The sequence below is a fragment of the Streptomyces sp. NPDC001858 genome, assembly GCF_053594615.1.
On sequence record NZ_JBSFEV010000019.1, the window covers coordinates 1 to 18,818 of the forward strand.

Consider the following 18,818-nt stretch of genomic DNA (forward strand, 5'->3'; position numbering starts at 1 on the left):
CGACCCACATCCGCCACCCGCACCTCCGGATCGCACTCCACCCACTCCCGCAACCGCCCCGCCTGCGCCCGCAACGCCGCCTCACTCACACCCGATACCACCACCGCAACCGGCCCCGACCCACCGTCCGCCACCACCGACACAGACTCTTCGGGCGCAGGCTCCGTGGGCGCCTGCTCCAGAATCACGTGAGCGTTCGTACCGCTGACGCCGAACGCGGACACCCCGGCCCGGCGCGGTCTTCCGGCTTCGGGCCACGGTCGTCGCTCGGTGAGCAGCTCGACGCCCCCCGACGGCCAGTCGACATGCCGCGACGGCTCGCCCACATGCAACGTCCTCGGCAACACCCCCGCACGCATCGCCATCACCATCTTGATCACACCGCCCACACCCGCAGCAGCCTGCGCATGACCGATGTTCGACTTCAACGACCCCAGATACAGCGGCCGTTCAACATCCCGCTCCTGCCCATAGGTCGCGACGATCGCCTGCGCCTCGATCGGGTCACCCAGCACCGTCCCCGTGCCATGCGCCTCCACCACGTCCACCTCAGACCCCGACACACCCGCACTCGCCAACGCATCCCGGATCACCCGCCGCTGCGACGCACCGTTCGGAGCCGTCAGCCCGTTCGAGGCGCCGTCCTGATTGACCGCCGACCCACGCAACACCGCCAACACCCGATGCCCATGGCGACGCGCGTCCGACAACCGCTCCAGCACCACCACACCCACGCCCTCGGCCCACCCCGTCCCGTCCGCCGCGTCCGAGAACGCCTTGCACCGACCGTCCGGCGACAGCCCGCCCTGCTTGGCGAACTCCACGAACATGCCGGCGGTCGACATGACCGTGGCTCCGCCGGCGAGGGCCAGCTCGCACTCCCCCGACCGCAGCGACCCCGCCGCCAGATGCAACGACACCAACGACGACGAACACGCCGTGTCCACCGTCACCGCCGGCCCCTCCAGCCCGAGCGCGTAGGCGACCCGGCCCGAGGCCACACTCGGGGCGCCGCCGGTCAGGGCGTAGCCGCCGAAGCTCGCGGACGCCTCGTGCAGCGGGGGGACGTAGTCCTGGTTCGCGACGCCCAGGAAGACGGCTGTCCTGCTGCCGCGCAGCGACCCGGGATCGATCCCGGTGCGCTCCAGCGCCTCCCAGGACACTTCGAGCAGGAGGCGCTGCTGCGGGTCCATGGCGCGCGCCTCGCGCGGGCTGACCCGGAAGAAGTCGGCGTCGAAGTCCAGGGCGTCGGCGAGGAAGCCGCCCGCGCGGACCTGCCCGGTGTGCGCCGGATCGAGGCTCCAGCCCCGGTCCTGCGGGAACCCCGAGATCGCGTCCGTTTCCTCGTGCACCAGCCGCCACAGTTCCTCGGGGGACGCGACGCCGCCCGGGAACCGGCAGCCCATGCCGACGACAGCGATCGCGTCGCCGTCCACATCGTCCACGCCGTCGACGTCGCCCACGCCGTCCGCTGCGTCCGCGTCGGCCCGGTCCGGGTGCCGGGCGGTGAGCCCGGTCAGTTCGTCGCCGAGGTGTCGTACGAGTGCGGTGGGGGTCGGGTGGTCGTAGAGCAGGGTGGCCGGCAGCGGGAGACCCGTGGCGCGGCCGAGCCGGATGCTGAGCTCCACGGACGTCACCGAGTCGAAGCCCAGTTCCTTGAAGGAGCGGTCGGCCGCGATCGCCGCCGGTCCGCTGTGTCCGAGCACGGCCGCCGCCTGGGCGTGGACCAGCGCCCGCAGGTCCGGCAGCTCCCGCTCCGGCGTGGTCGCGGGCGGCGGCTCGGGAGTCGCCGCGGGCTGCGCCGCCGTCGGTGCGGAGCCGTCGCCGAGGACCCAGTACGGCTGTCGCTGGAAGGCGTAGAGGGGCAGTTCCACCGTGCGGGCGCCGGTGCCCTCGAACACCGGGCGCCAGTCCAGCTCCACGCCCTGGACGTGCAGTTCGGCCATGGACAGCAGCAGCCGCCTGGCCCCGCCCTCCCCGCGTCGCAAGGTGCCCTGGACCACCGTGTCCGGCGCGGTGCCGAGCGTGTCCTGGACGGCCATGGTGAGCACCGGATGCGGACTGGCCTCCACGAACACCCGGTGGCCGTTCGCGGCGAGGGCCCGGACGGCGTCCTCCAGGCGCACCCGCTCCCGCAGGTTGCGGTACCAGTACTCGGCGTCCAGGCCGGCCGCGGTCAGTCGGCGGCCGGTGACGGTGGAGTAGAACGCGACGTCGCCGTCCGTGGCGGTGACTCCCCGGGCGAGCCGCAGGACGTCGTCGCGGATCTCCTCCACCTGCGGCGAGTGCGAGGCGTAGTCGATGGGGACCATGCGCGCCCGTACGCCCCTGGCCTCGCACTCGGCGACCGTCTCCCGCACGACCTCGACCGGGCCGGAGACGACGACCGAGTTCGGCCCGTTCACGGCGCCGACGGCGACCCGCCGCTCGTCGACCTCCTCGACCGGCATGGCCAGCAGGGCCATCGCGCCGCGGCCGGACAGCCGGGCGGTGATGATCCGGCTGCGTTCCACCATCAGCCGCAGGGCGTCCGCGAGGGACACGATCCCCGCCGCGCAGGCCGCGGTGATCTCCCCCTGGGAGTGGCCCACCACGGCGGACGGCAGCAGCCCGACGGCCCGCCACACCTCGGCCAGCGACACCTGCACGGCGAACAGGGCGGGCTGCATGACGTCCATGCGCCGTAACGCGGCCTCGTCGGCGAGCGCCTCGCGCAGCGGCCAGTCGACGAGGCAGTCCAGCAGCGACGCGCACTCGTCCATGCGTGCGGCGAACACCGCCGAGGACTCCCACAGTTCCAGGGCCATCCCGGCCCACTGCGGGCCCTGCCCGGGGAACATCCACACGACGTCGCGGGCGGCACCGGCGACGCCTTCCGCCACGTGCGGCGACGGATCGCCTGCGGCCAGCGCGGTCAGCCCGGCGAGGAGGTCGGCGCGGTCCGCGGCGACGACCACGCCACGATGTGCGAGCACCGCGCGGGTCGTGGCCGTCGCGTAGCCGACGTCCCGGGGGCGCAGGTCCGCGTCGGTCTCCACCCGCTCCAGCAGCCGACGCGCCTGGGCGCGCAGCGCCGCTTCGGTCACTCCCGACACCAGCACCGGCACGAACGGCTCGCCCTCGGCGCCGACGGACGCGACGGGTGCGGGGGCAAATGCGGATGCGGATGCGGGGTCGGGGTCGGGTGCTGGGGCGACCACGACATGGCAGTTCGTGCCGCCCACGCCGAAGGAGCTGACGCCCGCGAGCCGGGGGCCGGTCGGCCACGGGCCGGTGGTGTCGTTCACCCGGAGCCTCAGCCGTTCCATGGGGATCGCCGGATGCGGCTCGGCGTAGTGCAGGCTCGCCGGCAGGATCCCGTGGCCGAGCGAGAGCGCGACCTTGATGAGGCCGACGACGCCGGCGGCGGCGTCGAGGTGTCCGATGTTGGTCTTCACCGACCCGACGAGCAGGGGCTGCGCGTCGGGCCGCCCGGCGCCGAGTACCGATCCGAGCGCTGCCGCCTCGACCGGGTCTCCGGCTCTCGTCCCGGTGCCGTGCAGTTCGACGTAGCGCACCTGCGCCGGGTCCACGCCGGCCCGGGCGCAGGCCTCGCGCAGCAGTTCGCGCTGTGCGTCGCCGTCGGGGACGGTGAGTGCCTCGCCGCCGCCGTCGTTGTTCACCGCGCTGCCGAGCAGGACGCAGTGGACGCGGTCGCCGGCGGCGACGGCGTCCGTCAGTCGTTTGAGGACGACGACGCCGCCGCCCTCGCCGCGGACGGTGCCGTTGGCGCGCGCGTCGAAGGTGTGGCAGCGGCCGTCCGGGGACAGGGCGCCGGCCCGGGCGAAGGCGAGCGTGCTCTGCGGCGTCAGGTTGAGGTGGACGCCGCCGGCCAGCGCGAGCCCGGTGGCGCCCGACAGCAGGCTCTCGCAGGCCAGGTGCACGGCGACGAGGGACGAGGACTGCGCCGCGTCCACGGTGAGGCTCGGGCCTCTCAGGCCGAGGTGGTAGGAGATGCGGTTGGCGATCACGCCCCGGCTCAGTCCGGTCAGCGAGTGGTGGGACACGGCGGCCTCGCCGTGTCGGTCGACGAGTGCGGCGTAGTCGTCGGCGGTCGCGCCGAGGAACACCGCTGCGGTTCCGCCGCGCAGAGTCTGCGGCACCACGCCGGCGTGCTCCAGCGCCGACCAGCCCAGTTCCAGGGCGAGCCGCTGCCGGGGGTCCATGGCGGCGGCCTCGCGGGGCGAGATGCCGAAGAATCCGGCGTCGAAGTCGGCCACGCGGTCGAGGAATCCGCCGCGTCCGGCCCCGGCCCGCCGAAGGCTGTCCGGAACGCCGTCGAGGTCCCAGCGGCCGTCCGGTACGTCGCCGATCGCGTCGACGCCGTCGCGCAGCAGACGCCAGAAGGCGGTGAGGTCGTCGGCCCCGGGGACCCGGCAGGACATGCCGACGACGGCGATGGCGCGCTCGCTCGGACGGCTCGTGGGCATGACGTGTTCCTTTTCCGGAAATCCCGAACAGTGCGGAAATTCATAAGCCTTCGGCGTCTTTGGAACGGTCATCTCGGCGCCATCCGGAGGGAACCGTCGAGCCGGATCGTCTCACCGTTGAGCATCGGGTTCTCCACGATGTGCGTGACGAGTGAGGCGTATTCCTCGGGATCGCCCAGCCGGGCCGGATGCGGCACCTGCCGGCCGAGCGCCTCGATCGTGGACTGCGGAAAGACGTCGAACATGGGGGTGCGGAACAGTCCGGGAGCGATCGTGACCACGCGAATCCGCTCCGGCGCCAGGTCCCGGGCGATCGGCAGAGTCATTCCTACGATGCCTCCTTTGGAGGCGGCATAGGCGGCCTGTCCGACCTGGCCGTCGAATGCGGCGATCGAGGCGGTGTTGACGATGACTCCGCGTTCGGCGCCGTCGTCCTCGGACCGGCACATATGTGCCGCGGCGAGGCGTATGACATTGAAGCTGCCGATCAGATTGACCTGGACGACCTCGCTGAAGGCGTCCAGCGGGAACGGCCCCTTCCGGCTCGCGGTCCGGTGGGCGTTGCCGATGCCGGCGCAGTTCACGACGATGCGCAGCGGGCCCAGCCCCTTGGCGAGTTCGACGGCGGCGGTGACGTCGTCCTCGCTGGTCACATCGCCCGGGGAGAACGCGACCCGCGGTCCCAGCCCGGCCACGACTTCCTCGCTCCGTGCGGAGGGCCGGTTGAGGACGACCACCCGGGCGCCCTGGTCGCACAGCCGGCGCACGGCCGCGAGGCCGAGGCCGGACGTGCCGCCGGTGACCAGCGCGACACTCCCTTCGATCCGCACGGATTTCCCCCGTTCTTTGAATTGAGTGATGCCTCACGCTAACCAGCGCAACGACGAGTACGCAACCATGAGTTGATGTAGAAAATGCGGGTGGTGCATTGCGGAACGGTGTGCAAATATTTCCTCCGTCCCCGACTCCTGAAACGAAGGTGAGCCATGTCGAAAAACACGGAATCCGACGTCATTGACCAGGTCATCGACGAGGTCAACGAGCTTCGCGAGAAGATCAAGGGATCGCGTGGCTCCTTCCGCGACCAGAGTTTCCTGGACCAACTGGCGCAGCACATAGCCGATGCCCCTCATCTGAGTCGGCAGCCCATTGCGAAGGCCCTGGTCGAGGATCTCAGGAACTATTCCTCGGAACCCCGCCTCGCCTCCGTCAAGGCGCATGTCAACGAAGAGCGGGACCACCGTCTGTTCTCTCTGTTCGACGCCTCGTATTTCCCCTCTCTTTCACTGGAGTATCTGACGTACGAAACGCTGCCGACGAATCCCTATCTGGCCACCCGGTATGCCAGCAACACCATGCCGGTGAACATCACGGCCGCGTCGAAGGGATTCGAGTCGAGGGTCGTGGTGGCTCTGTTCCCGGAGAATCACATCGACGGCCTCCAGCACGGCGACGACCTGATCTTCTACTTCATCGACAAGTTCGTCGAACGGCACAACCGCATCACCCGGAAGATGATCGACGCCGTGATGGAAGAGGGCAGCTTCCCCTTGCTCCAGGGCGTCGACGACCGAACGGTCGAACAGGCCTCCTCATGGTGGGTGCGACTGCACGAATACCATCATCGACAGGGGGACATGCCCATCCCGGATTTCCTCTCGGTGAAGAAGCTCAAGCCGCTCGCCGGGCTGGAGGAGCTGCGCGTCGACGTCTCGGCGATGCTGGTCTGCCTGAACGATGCGGAACTGCCCGCCCATGAGGCGCGGCTGGCGTACGAGTACATCCTCTCCGAGCGGCTGCTGCGCTATGCGGTGGAAGGAATTCCCCGCCCCAACTATGACGCCGTCGCCTCGCAACTTCTCTTCAACTACCTTTCCGACCACGGTGGGATCGAACTGCGTGACGAGGTGATCCGGCTTCATGACGAACTCCCCGCCGTGCTGGCGGAATTCCTCGGCGAGATCCAGCGGATCGAGCGGCAGATCCACACCGCTCCCGTCGAGGAGGTCCAGCGCAGCCTCCTGGCCTTCACCAACCGGTACACGGACTACGACCCGGAGGCGAAGGACTACCGCCACATCCCGTTCTTCGCCGGGATAAAGGAGCGGCTGGGTGTCTGACCCGCGCCCCCGGACCTGAGTCCCCCCGGCCCCTCCCGCCCGCCGACCGGTGGCCGCACAGGCCCCATCGGTCGGCGGGCGGGCCGGCGCGGGCTCAGCCCGCCGGGGCGTGTACCCAGGACAGGCCGTCCCGCGAGGGGATCAGGCCGGTGTCGAAGAGCGGCGTCTCGTCTTCCGCGTCCTCCCCCAGCGCCGCGTGCATCTGCACCTTGGAGCTCTCCGTCATGGCCTCCCGCACGACGGAGGAACCCAGCAGCGGGGCCCAGTTCTCGTCGCCGCCGGCGACGGACTCGACCGCGGAGGCGAACTCCTCGGTCTGCGCGTGCAGCCGCCGGGCCACCGATTGCGCGTCGCTGAGCGCGGCCTCGCCGGAGGAGACGCCGCCCACCAGGTCCACGAACGCCTCGAGTTCGGAGTGGCTGTTGCGGGTGAGCTTCTTGGCCTGCCAGAAGTAGGAGTCCTCCACGCGGTGCATGTCGTAGAAGGACATCAGGAATTCGTAGAACACGCCGTACTCACGGCGATAGCGCGCCTCGAACTCCTGCATGGCCACCTCTTCCTCGACCGTGCCCGCGAGCGTGCTGTTGATGGACCGGGCGGCCAGCAGCGCGCTGTAGGTGGCGAGGTGCACTCCGGAGGAGAACACCGGGTCGACGAAGCAGGCGGCGTCGCCGACGAGCATCATCCCGGGGCGCCAGAAGGTCGTGTGGTGGTACGAGTAGTCCTTGCGGACCCTGATCTCGCCGTACTGCCCCTCGGTGACCCGCCGGGCGGACGCGAGGTACTCGGAGATCATCGGGCATTCGTCGATCAACGCCTGGAGGGCCTTCTCCGGGTCGCCCTGGATCTTCTCCGCCATCTCCCGCCGTACCACGGCCCCGACGCTGGTGAGCGTGTCGCTGAGCGGGATGTACCAGAACCAGCCGCTGTCGAACGCCACGCACAGGATGTTGCCGCTGTGGGGCTCCGGCAGCCGCTTGCCGTTCTCGAAGTAGCCGAACAGCGCGAGGTTGCGGAAGAAGTCCGAGTACTCCCGGTGGCCGCCGATCCGCTGGTTGAGCCGGCTCTTGTTTCCGGAGGCGTCCACCACGAAGCGTGCCGACACCTCGTGCGCCGCGCCCTGGTCGTCGGTGTAGCGCACGCCGGTGACCCGCTCGCCCTCTTCGCGCACGTCCGTCACGGCGCAGCCCTCCCGCACGACGGCGCCGACCCGGCGGGCGTTGTCCAGGAGGATCTTGTCGAACTTGGACCGTTCGACCTGGTAGGCGGTGGAGGTCGGGCCCGCCATACGGGGCGATACGGAGAACGAGAACGTCCAGGGCTCGGGGTTCGCGCCCCAGCGGAACGTGCCGCCCCGCTTGACCGGGAATCCCGCCTTGGCGAGCTCGTCCGCGGCGCCGGTCAGCTTGCAGATCCCGTGGACGGTGGACGGCAGCAGGGACTCCCCGATCTGGTAGCGGGGGAAGAACTCCTTCTCCAGGATGAGCACCGAGTGCCCCTGTTGCGCCACGAGCGCGGCCAGCGTCGAACCGCCAGGACCGCCGCCGACGACCACGACGTCAAATGCTTCGGTGTTGCTCACGCTGTCTTCTCTCCCGCTTCTTCGCTGCCGATACCGGCGGCCTGGGTGTGACGTGCCGAATCCGATGAGCTGCTTTCGGAACCGTCGGGCGGCCCTTCTTCGGGCGCCGACGGCCGGTCCTCCTTTCTTCTGCCGACGAGTTGGAGCAACGGCCCGGTCATGAAGGTGGTGACCAGTGCCATGAGGACGAGGACGGCGTACAGTTCCTGGCCGATCAGCCCGGCGGACCTGCCGACGTCCAGCACGATGAGTTCGGTGAGCCCGCGGGTGTTCACCATGACGGCGACCAGCGCCGACTGCCGGGCGTCCAGGCCGCGCAGCCGGGCGACCCCGTAGGCGGGTGCGGCCTTGCCGGCGATGGCCACCAGCAGGATCAGGCCCAGCAGGCCGAAGCCGTCCGCGCCGAGGGTGGCGATGTCGACGGACAGGCCGGTGGTGACGAAGAACAGCGGCAGCAGCAGGCCGGAGGTCTGTTCCATCGGCCTGAGGATGTCGGCGTCCGGCGCGCCGTCGCGCCGCGGCATGGCCAGCCCGGCGAGGAAGCCGCCGAAGACGGCGTGCAGGCCCAGCGACTCGGTCACCCAGGCGCTGCCCAGGGCGAGGGCCATGGCGATCGGCACCGGGTTGCTCAGCAGCGTGGCGGGCCGTTGCAGCCACCAGCGCAGGGCGGGCCGGACGACGCCGAGGAGGAACGCGGTGAACGCGGCCAGCAGCGCCAGGGCCACGGACCAGGACCAGCGGGTGGCCGTGCCGGAGTCGCTGAGCACCGCGGCCAGCACCAGCCAGGCCGCCACGTCCATGAGACCGGCCGCCGCGATCGCCACCGTGCCCGCGGGGGTGCCGGCGACGCCGCGTTCGCGCACGATGGCCGCCAGCACCGGCAGGGCGGTGATCGAGACCGCCACCGCCATGTACATCGCGAACGAGGACTGGTCGGCGTGCGCCGGGTCCACGGCGGCGAAGAGTCCGCCGAACAGCCCGACGGCCGCCAGGGCCAGCGCCATCGGGACCAGCAGGGCCGCCGCCGCGACGGACACCGCGGTGCGTCCCGCCCGGAAGGTGCGGAAGTCGATCTCGTAGCCCGCCACGAACATGAACAGGACGACGGCGATCTGGGCGAGCATCGACAGGAACGGCCGGGCGTCGGCGGGGAACAGGCGGCCGGTCGGGTCGCCCGGGAGCCGGCCCAGCAGGGTCGGTCCCAGGGCGATTCCGGCGAGGATCTGGCCGATCACGGTGGGCTGTCCCAGGCGTCGGGCGAGACCGCCGAACAGCCATGACACGAGGACGACGAGGGCCACGTCCCCGAGGACGGTGGCGGTGAGGGCACTCACGGGGCTTCCTTCCCGATGTGGTCGTCGGTCGCGGAGTTGAGCCGGGCCAGGTCCGCCCGAGGGCTCCGCAGGATCCGTTCCAGCAGGCGCACATAGCCGCGGGCCAGCCGCTCGGCGGTTCCTCGGGCGAACAGGTCGGTGCTGTACTCCAGGTAGCCGTCCAGCCCGGAGTCGGTCTCGCGCAGGGCCAGGCTCAGGTCGAACTTCGCGGTGCCGGCGCCGCTGACGACGGTCTCCACGTCCAGGCCGTCGACGCCGTCCGGGGCCGTGCCGTCCGGGTCCGTGCCGTCGGCGGCGGGAGCCGGAACCAGGTTGAACATCGCCTGGAACAGCGGGGAGTGCGCCGGGTCGGGCTCGGGCGCCAGGGTCCGCACGAGGTCGGCGAAGGGCAGGTCCTTGTGCGCCTGCGCCTGCGCCACCACGTCCCTGGCCTGGGCCAGCAGTTCGGTGAAGGCCCGCTCCGGGGCCACGTCGAGGCGCATCACGAGCGCGTTCACGAAGTAGCCGACGACGTCGTCGAGTTCGGCGGCCGGCCGGTTGGTGACCGGTGAGCCGATGGCGAGTTCACGGTCGTCGGTGCGCTCGCCCAGCAGGACGGCGTAGGCGGCCAGCAGGATCATGTAGAGCGAGGCTCCGTGATCCGTGCCGAGGTTGCGCAGCCGCTCCACGAGGTCGGCCGGGACGGAGAGCTCCACGGCCGCGCCCTGGTGGGACTTGACCGGACCGCGGGGGTAGTCCGTGGTCAGCGACAGACACGCCGGCAGCCCGGCGAGCTGCCCGCGCCAGTAGTCGCGCTGCCGGTCGATCTCGGCGGCGTCCACCGTACGGTGCTGCCAGCGGGCGAAGTCGGCGTACTGCAGGGGCAGCGGGGCGAAGCGGGGCTCGCGTCCCTGGCTCGACTCGCGGTACGCGAGCGTCAGTTCACGCAGGAGGATGCTGGTGGACCAGCCGTCGAAGACGCCCCAGGGGCGGGTGAGGACGAGCACATGGTCCTCTTGCGCGAGGGTCACCAGGTGGGCCCGGAGGTGGTGACGGTCCTCGGGCGCGAACGGCCGCAGCCGTTCCGAGCGCAGCCACTCCGTGAGCGCGGCCTCGCCGTCGCCCCGCTCCGCCGGGATCTGCAGGACGCCCACCGCGAAGCCGTCGGCGCCGTTCACCCGCTGGACGACGGTTCCTTCGCGACGCAGATAGCTGGTCCGCAGGACGGCGTGTCGGGCCACGAGGGCGCGCACGGCCCCCGCGACGGCGTCCCGGTCCAGTGGGCCGCGCATGCGCAGGGCCAGTTGGACGTTGTCGTGGGCGGTGCCGAGGTGTTCGACGCGGCGCAGGAACCACAGGTCCTGCTGCGCCGTGGACAGCGGCGCCCGGGCGCCCTCCTCGGCGGGCGCGGCGGGCAGCAGCTCCGCGAGGGCGTGCGGCTGCGGGGCCGCGTCCGGGCCGCCCGGTGCGGGGTCCTCGCGTTCCCGGCGCGCCCGGTCCAGTTCCGGCTCCAGGGCGCTCGCCATGTCCTGGATGGTGGGGGCGGTGAGGATGAGCTGGAGCGACAGGTCGACGCCCGTCTCCTTCTTGACCCGCAGGTTGAGCCGGGTGGCCAGCAGCGAGTGCCCGCCCAGGTTGAAGAAGTTGTCCTGGAGGCCCACCCGGTCCAGTCCCAGGACGCCGCCGACGAGACGGCACAGGGTGCGCTGAGCCTCGGTGCGGGGCGCGACGTACACCTCCTTGGCGACGTCCTCCTCGTCGGGCGCGGGCAGTGCCCGCTTGTCGACCTTGCCCTGCGGTGTGACGGGCAGTTCCTCCAGGACGACGAAGGCGCCGGGGACCAGGTGGTCCGGCAGCCGCTCGGACAGATGGTCGCGGAGTTCGCGGACCAGGGCCGGGCCGAGGCGGTCGATCTGCGGCGCGTTGGCCTGGCGGCGGGCCCGGTAGGCGGAGCGCGCCCGGACCCGGGGCGTCCCGCCCCGGCCCAGCAGCAGGTCGAGGCCCTCCGGCCGGTCCTGCGACCAGGTCGCCGCGACCTCGTATCCCAGGTCCTCGGCGTGCCGCAGCACCGCCTCCAGCTCCCGTATCTCCTCCTCGGCCCGCGGCGACAGCCGGGCCCCGCCGGGCAGCGCCTCCACCTGGCGGGACGGCGCCCAGCGGGCCAGGGACGCGCAGACCCGCACGTCGTCGGCGACCCGGGGGTTGGTCAGCCCGCTGACGCCGAACCGGTCGGGGGCGTCGGCCGTGAGCAGGGCGCGCAGTGCGGCCGGGGTGGCGGCCTCCAGCCATGGGTGCTCGGCCGGCGGTGCGGCGGCCCCCTTGGTGAGCACCACGTCGTAGCGGTACGCGAGCATCTCGTTGCCGCCCGCGCCGCGCTTGAGGATGATGTCGACGGCGCCGAGTTCCGCGAAGCGCTCGGGGAGCCGGCTGAAGTAGCCGGGGCTGACCAGGAGTTCGGTCTCCTGTCGGCGGCGGCGCTGAATCTGCGCGGCGAGCGCGCCCGCCGTGGTCGGGGCGCCCGACCGGCTGCGCTCGATGGCGGAGACGTGCGCGGAGAACAGGTCCAGGTTGCGGATGTCGCCGAGCAGGACGCGGCCGCCGTCCGCCACGCGGGGCAGGATCCGGGCGATGACCTCCTCCAGGTAGTGGCGGCTGGGGAAGTACTGCGCCACCGAGTTGAGGACCACCACGTCGAAGTCCGGGCCGCCCGCCTCGTCGGCCGCCTGGGCTGCCGAGAGGGCGTCGCCCTGGCGCAGGGTGACATGGGACCAACCGCGCCGCTCGGCGCCCCGGCGCACGTCCTCGAGCGCCGAGGCGGAGATGTCGATGCCGTGCACCTCCTCGCAGTCCTGGGCGTACCGGAAGAGCAGCAGGCCGGTGCCGCAGCCGATCTCCAGCAGCCGCTCGGGCCGCAGCGCCCGGATGCGGGCGACGGTGCCGTCGATCCATTCGCGCATCTCGGGCTCGGGGACGGGCTCCCCGGTGTAGCTGCTCTCCCATCCGGCGAGGTTGAGGTCGTCGGGGACGTCCTCGTCGGCGCCGCGCGCGTACTGGTCCTCGAAGAGCCGCTCCCACTGGCCGAGGTGTTCCGCGGTCTGTTCCTCGGCGGCCGTCTCCAGCCATTCCTCGGCGGGGCGCACATAGGCGTTCAGGGTGTGGGTGCGGCCGGAGGTCTGCGGCACGACGACGGCGCTGTGCACCGAGGGGTGCGCCTGAAGCACGGTCTCGATCTCGCCGGGCTCGACCCTGAATCCCCGGACCTTGACCTGGTCGTCCACCCGGCCGCGGAACTCCAGGGCGCCGTCCGGCAGTCTGCGCACGAGGTCGCCGGTGCGGTACAGCCGGCCGTTCGGGTCGTCGCCGAAGGGGTCGGGCAGGAAGCGCGCGCCGGTCTGCTGGGGGTCGTCGAGGTAGCCGCGGGCCACGCCGGCGCCGCCCAGGCACAGTTCGCCGATCACTCCGTCCGGCACGAGCCGCAGCCGGTCGTCGGTGACGTGGGCGGTGGTGTGCGGGACGGGCCGGCCGATGGGCACCCGGGCGTCCTCGGCGATGTCCTTCGGGATGACGTGGTAGGTGGAGGCGATGCTGTTCTCGGTCGGGCCGTATCCGTTGACGACGCTGAGGCCGGGGTGCGCCGCGTACAGCCGGCCGACGTCGCGGGCCGAGAAGGTGTCGCCGACCACCGCGAGGGTGCGCAGCGGCAGTTCACGGCCCGTGGCGGACTCCGTGAACGCGGGCAGGAAGGCGGCCGACAGCAGCATGGTGTCGACGCCGGTGCGCTCCACGCAGTCCAGGAGTTGGCCGGGGTCCTTGGAGTCGCCGTCGTGCAGCACCAGCAGGCCGCCGGCGAGCAGTGGGGTGAGCACTTCCTGGGTGCCGGCGTCGAAGGCGATCGAGGAGTGGTGCAGCACCACGGAGTCCTCGTCGGCGGCGAAGTAGTCGGGGTTGCGCACGAGCCGGACCACACCGCGCTGTTCCACCAGCACGCCCTTGGGGCGACCGGTGGATCCGGAGGTGAAGACGGCGTAGGCGAGGTGATCCGGCGTCAGGCGCGGCTCGGTCCGGGAGGGGTTGTGTTCGGGGAGGTGGGCGAGGACCGGGGTGCGGTCCGCGGCGCGTTCGCCGGTGTCGAGGTGGATCACCTCCGCGCTCTCGCCGAACAGAGCGTCCGGCAGCCGTGACCGGCTCAGCACGATGCGTGCGCCGGAGCCGTCCAGGAGGGCGTGGATGCGCTGTTCGGGGTAGTCGGGGTCGATGGGGACGTAGGCGCCGCCCGCCTTGAGGATGCCCAGCAGTCCGACGACCAGGTCCGGGGAGCGGTCGGCGCACAGGGCGACGAGGGTGTCGGGGCCGACTCCGGCGGCGCGCAGGTGGTGGGCGACCTGGTTCGCGCGGGCGTTGAGCCGGGCGTAGGTGAGCTGCCGGTCGCCGTGGCGCACGGCGATCGCGTCGGGCCGTCGGGCCGCCTGTTCCTCGAACAGGTCGGCGAGGGTGGCGTCCTGCGGGTAGGGGGGACGTCCGCCGTCGGCCGCGGTCAGCAGGCGCTGCCGCTGCGCCGGGGGCAGCACGTCGACGTCCAGTGCCAGGGTGCCGCGTCCGTCGTCGACGGCGAGCGCGTCGACGATGCCGGCGAGGGCGGTCTCCAGGTAGGTCAGGAGCGCCTCGGGTTCGACGGCGTCCTCGATCTGGACGGTCAGGGACAGTTCGTCCCCGAGGTCGTCGAGGGACATGCCCATGGGGTAGTTGGTGCGGTCCATGAAGGCCGGGGAGGTGATCCCGTGGTCCGCGAGGGTCGGCGCGGGGGTGGCGTCGTGGGCGGTCTCGAAGTGCCGGAAGTTGATCGCCGCGCTGAACAGCGGGGTCTCGCTGTCGAGCCCGCTGCAGCGCTGGGCCAGGCTGAGCGAGGACTGTTCGCGCGCGATGAGCTCGCGCAGGCCGGTGGCCACCTCGTCGACGAGGTCGCGGACGGTCCGGCCGGCCAGCCGCACGCGGAGCGGGAGCGTGTTGATGAAGTTGCCGAGCATCCGCTCGACGCCGGGCACGCCCTGCAGCCGGCCCGACATGACGGTGCCGAACACCACGTCGTCCCGTCCGCCGGCCGCGGCCACCACCCGGGCGCAGGCGGCGTGGAAGAGCCATGCCGGGCTCAGGCCGAGCCGCCCGGCCTCGGTCCGCAGCCGCCGGGTCAGGTCGGCGGGCAGCGAGCGGCGCGGTTTGCGCGTCCGGCGGCCGTCGCCGCGTACGTCGGTGAGGCCGAACGGCACCGTCGGCTCGGTGACGTCGCCGAGGGCGGTGCGGAAGTAGTGCTCGGCGTCGCCCGTGCGCAGTTGGTGCAGGGTGTGGGCGACGAAGTCGCGGTAGGGCGCGGGCTCGGGGAGCTCATCGGCCCGTCCGGCCATGTGCAGGGCCAGTTCGTCGAAGATCAGCCGGAGCGAGGTGGCGTCCTCGATGAGGTGGTGGAAGTTCAGCAGGAGGAAGCGGCGTTCGGAGCCGGGGTCCGCGGCGATGCGGACCGTCAGCATCGGCGCGCGGTCCGGCGGCAGTTCGGCGGGGCTGTTCAGCAGCGCACGCGCCTGCTCCTCGGCGTCCGGGCCGTCGGCGGGGAGCGGGATGCGCTCCACGGGGAGCCGTGCGGAGCGGTACACCACCTGCACCGGTTCGGGCAGTCCTTCGGTGAGGACGGCGGTGCGCATCACGTCGTGGCGGTCGATCAGGGCCTGGAGGGCGTCGGTGAACGCGGTGCACGCCGTCTCGTCGACGGCGGTGAACACCGCGGACATCACGTACGGGTCGTTCTCCGGGTCCATGAGGTGGTGGAAGAGGATGCCTTCCTGCGACGGGACCAGCGGGTAGACGTCCTGGACGTTGGCCGCGCCGCCGGGGACCCGGGCCGCGACGGCGTCCAGGTGTTCCTGGCCGAGCCGGACCAGGGGCAGCAGGTCGGGGGTGAGCCGCTCGCACCCTTCGGGGACGAGGTGCGCGGGGGCCGGGCCGGCGGGGGTCGTGTCGGCCGGGTCCTCGGCGCCCGCGTCGATCCGCGCGGCCAGGGCGGCGAGGGTGGGGGCGCTGAACAGGTCGCGCACGGTGAGGTGCAGTCCGGCGTCCCTCAGCCGGGCCACGAGGACCGTGACGAGCAGCGAATGGCCGCCCAGGGTGAAGAAGTTGTCCTGTGCGCCGATCCGGTCGGCGTCGAAGCCGAGCAGTTGCGCCCAGAGCGTCGCCAGCGTCCGTTCCGTGGCGGTGGCGGGGGCGACGTACGCGCGGTCGTCGCGCTGGGCGTAGGAGTCGAGGTCGGGGGCCGGGAGTGCGGCGCGGTCGAGTTTGCCGTTGGTGGTCAGCGGCAGGCTCGGCAGGAACACATAGGCGTCGGGGAGCATGTACTCGGGCAGGACGCGCCGGGCGAGGCGGTCCAGTTCGCCGCGCAGCTCCGCCTCGGGCCGGTCGGCCGCGGGCACCACGTACGCGACGAGCCGGCGGCTGCCGGGGCGGTCCTCGCGGACCACGACCGCGCAGGTGCTGACCCCGGGGTGGTCGCCGAGGCGGGTGGAGATCTCGCCGGGTTCGATGCGGTGGCCGCGGACCTTGACCTGGTCGTCGTTGCGTCCGAGGTACTCCAGCGAACCGTCGGCCAGGCGGCGCGCCAGGTCGCCGGTGCGGTACATCCGGGCGCCGGGGGCCCGGCGGAACGGGTCGTCCAGGAACCGTTCCCGGGTCAGTTCCGGCCGGTTCAGATAGCCCCGGGCGACGCCCTCGCCGCCCACGTACATCTCGCCGACCGCGCCCGTGGGCACCGGCTTGCCGTGCCGGTCGAGGATGTACACGCTCAGGTCCGGCAGCGGTGCGCCGATCGGGCTGACCGGGCGGCCGAGGTCGTCCTCGGTCACCACGCGATGGGTGACGTGGACGGTGGTCTCGGTGATGCCGTACATGTTCACGAGTCGGGTGGCGGCGTTGAGGGGACGGGCGGCCCACGGGCGCAGCGCCGGGGCGTCCAGCGCCTCCCCGCCGAAGACGACGGTCCGCAGCCGGTGCGGGGCGCCGTTCTCGCCCTGCGCGGCGATCAGCTGCCCGAACGCGCTCGGCGTCTGGTTGAGAACGGTGACCTGTTCCTCGCACACCAGCGTGTAGAAGTCCTCGGCGCTGCGCGCCACTTCGTGCGGCACGACGACCAGGCGGCCGCCGTGCAGCAGCGCGCCCCACATCTCCCACACCGAGAAGTCGAAGGCGAAGGAGTGGAACAGCGTCCAGACGTCCTGCGGTCCGAAGCCGAACTGCTCGCGGGTGGCGGTGAACAGCCGGGTCACGTTGCGGTGTTCGACCATCACCCCCTTCGGGAGTCCGGTCGAGCCGGAGGTGTAGATGACGTACGCCAGGTCCCTCGGGGAGGCGCCGGTCACCGGTTCGAGGTCGTCCGAGGGCAGCCATTCCCAGCGGCCGCGTACGTCGACCACCGCGGCCCCGCCGGTGTTCAGTCCCTGCGGCGCGGCGCCGTCGACCATGACCACCCGGGGTGCGCTGTCCCGCAGCACGTGCCCGAGCCGTTCGGCCGGCGCCGACGGATCCAGCGGCACATACGCGCCGCCCGCCTTGAGCACGGCCAGGGCGCAGACCACCAGCCATTCGCTGCGGGGCAGGCACAGGGCCACCGGCGACTCGCGCGTGACGCCGAGCGCGCGCAGGTAGCGGGCCAGCCGGTTCGCCCGTGCGTTCAGCTCGCCGTAGGTCAGTGACTGACCGGCGCAGCGCACCGCGACGGCGTCCGGGTCGCGGCGGACCGCGTCCTCGAACCACTCGTCGAGGCGGCGCCCCGCCGACGGCGCCGGGCCGGGCCGCGCCGTCCACTCGGCCACCAGGCGGTCGGTCTCGGCCGGGTCCAGCAGTTCCAGCCGGGACACGCGCTCCTGCGGGGCGTCGGCGATCGAGGTGAGGAGCGTGGTGAAGTGGCGCACGAAGCGCTGGACGGTCTCCCGGTCGAACAGGGCGGTGCTGTACTCCACGGCCCCGGCCAGACCGTCCGGGGTCTCCCGCAGGTCCAGTGTGAGGTCGAACTTGGCGATGTCGAAGTCGACCTCGACGGGGGTGACCTCCAGTCCGCCCAGCGTGAGCCGGGGGGCGGTCTGTTCCTCCTGGAGCACGAGCACCGTCTGGAACACCGGTGAATGGCTGAGGCTACGCTCCACCTGGAGGGCGTCCACGACGGCCTCGAAGGGCACGTCCTGGTGGTCGTAGGCCTCCAGTGCGGTCCGCTTCACCCGGGCCAGCAGGTCGACGAAGGCGGGGTCGCCGGAGAGGTCGTTGCGCATCACGAGGGTGTTGGCGAACAGGCCGATCAGTCCCTCGACCTCGGCCCGGTTGCGGTTGGCCACGATCGTGCCCACGGCGATGTCGGTGTGCTGCGTGTAGCGGTGCAGGACCACGGAGTAGGCGGCCAGCAGCGTCATGTACAGGGTGACGTCGTGCCGTTCGGACAGCTTGCGGAGCCGGTCGAGGAGATCCGGGGAGCAGTGGAAGAACTCGCGGGTGCCGTCGTAGCCGCGCACCGGCGGGCGGGGCCGGTCCGCGGGCAGGGTCAACCCGGCGTCGACGCCTGCGAGTTGCTTCTTCCAGTACTCGACCTGGCGGGTCTGCACCTCGCCGGCCAGCCACTGGCGCTGCCAGTGCGCGAAGTCGGCGTACTGCACGGGCAGCGCCTCCAGCGTGGCGTCGCGCTCCTCGCGGCGGGCTTCGTACAGTTCGGTGACCTCGCGGAAGAACACGCCGACCGACCAGCCGTCGGACACGGTGTGGTGCATCGTCACCATCAGGACGTGCTCGGTGTCGCTCAGGCGCAGCAGGAGGGCGCGGATCAGCGAGTCCTGCGCCAGATCGAAGGGCGTGAGCATCTCCTGCCGGCAGATGCCGGGCGCGTCCGCCGGGTCGGCGAGGTCCCGCTCGCGCACCGTGAAGGCGCTGCCGTCGTCGACGCACTGGTGCGGAACGCCGCCGCGGGCCTCGAAGCGGGTGCGCAGCGATTCGTGCCGCAGCACGAGTGCGCGCAGCGCGCCGCGCATCGCGGCGCGGTCGAGCGGTCCGTGCAGCCGCATCGCCATCGGCACGTTGTACGAGGCTCCGTGGCCCTCCAGTTGGGCGAGGAACCACAGCCTCTGCTGGGCGAAGGACAGCGGCAGCGGCCGGTCCTGGGCGCGGGGCAGTCGCGGGATGATGTCCAGCGCGGAGAGATCGACCCCTTGCCTGGTCAGCAGCGCGATCACGGCGCGCTGCCGCTTGGCGGGCATGGCCTGGATCTTCCGGATCAGGGCCGGTCCGCTCTCCTGGTGCGGCGTGCTCATCGTCG

At 72.0% G+C, this 18,818-nt stretch carries 6 protein-coding genes; 1 reads left to right on the forward strand and 5 read right to left on the reverse strand.

Annotated features, from left to right (window positions below):
• Positions 1–4,469 (reverse strand): beta-ketoacyl synthase N-terminal-like domain-containing protein (locus ACWCPF_RS24790; protein ID WP_451047264.1); only part of this gene is annotated, 4,469 nt, incomplete at its 3' end.
• Positions 4,470–4,537: 68 nt separating this feature from the next.
• Positions 4,538–5,299: a 3-hydroxyacyl-CoA dehydrogenase gene (locus ACWCPF_RS24795; RefSeq protein ID WP_451047265.1), complete on the reverse strand. Its 762-nt coding sequence runs from the start codon at positions 5,297–5,299 to the stop codon at positions 4,538–4,540.
• 156 nt (positions 5,300–5,455) lie between these two features.
• Here ACWCPF_RS24795 and ACWCPF_RS24800 point away from each other — a divergent pair, with 156 nt between their 5' ends.
• Positions 5,456–6,589, forward strand: a complete 1,134-nt coding sequence (locus tag ACWCPF_RS24800; RefSeq protein WP_451047266.1) for a DUF6421 family protein — start codon at positions 5,456–5,458, stop codon at positions 6,587–6,589.
• Positions 6,590–6,683: 94 nt separating this feature from the next.
• Here ACWCPF_RS24800 and ACWCPF_RS24805 read toward each other — a convergent pair whose 3' ends face one another.
• The 3 genes from ACWCPF_RS24805 to ACWCPF_RS24815 are packed head-to-tail and all read right to left on the reverse strand — an operon-like array spanning position 6,684 to position 18,813.
• Complete coding sequence (locus ACWCPF_RS24805) at positions 6,684–8,171, reverse strand: tryptophan 7-halogenase (protein ID WP_451047267.1); 1,488 nt, start codon at positions 8,169–8,171, stop codon at positions 6,684–6,686.
• Positions 8,168–9,505: a cation:proton antiporter gene (locus ACWCPF_RS24810; protein ID WP_451047268.1), complete on the reverse strand. Its 1,338-nt coding sequence runs from the start codon at positions 9,503–9,505 to the stop codon at positions 8,168–8,170. Before ACWCPF_RS24810 ends, ACWCPF_RS24805 begins: the two co-directional genes overlap by 4 nt.
• Complete coding sequence (locus ACWCPF_RS24815; RefSeq protein WP_451047269.1) at positions 9,502–18,813, reverse strand: amino acid adenylation domain-containing protein; 9,312 nt, start codon at positions 18,811–18,813, stop codon at positions 9,502–9,504. The genes ACWCPF_RS24810 and ACWCPF_RS24815 overlap by 4 nt, the downstream gene beginning before the upstream one ends.
• Between the last annotated feature and the right edge of the window lie 5 nt (positions 18,814–18,818).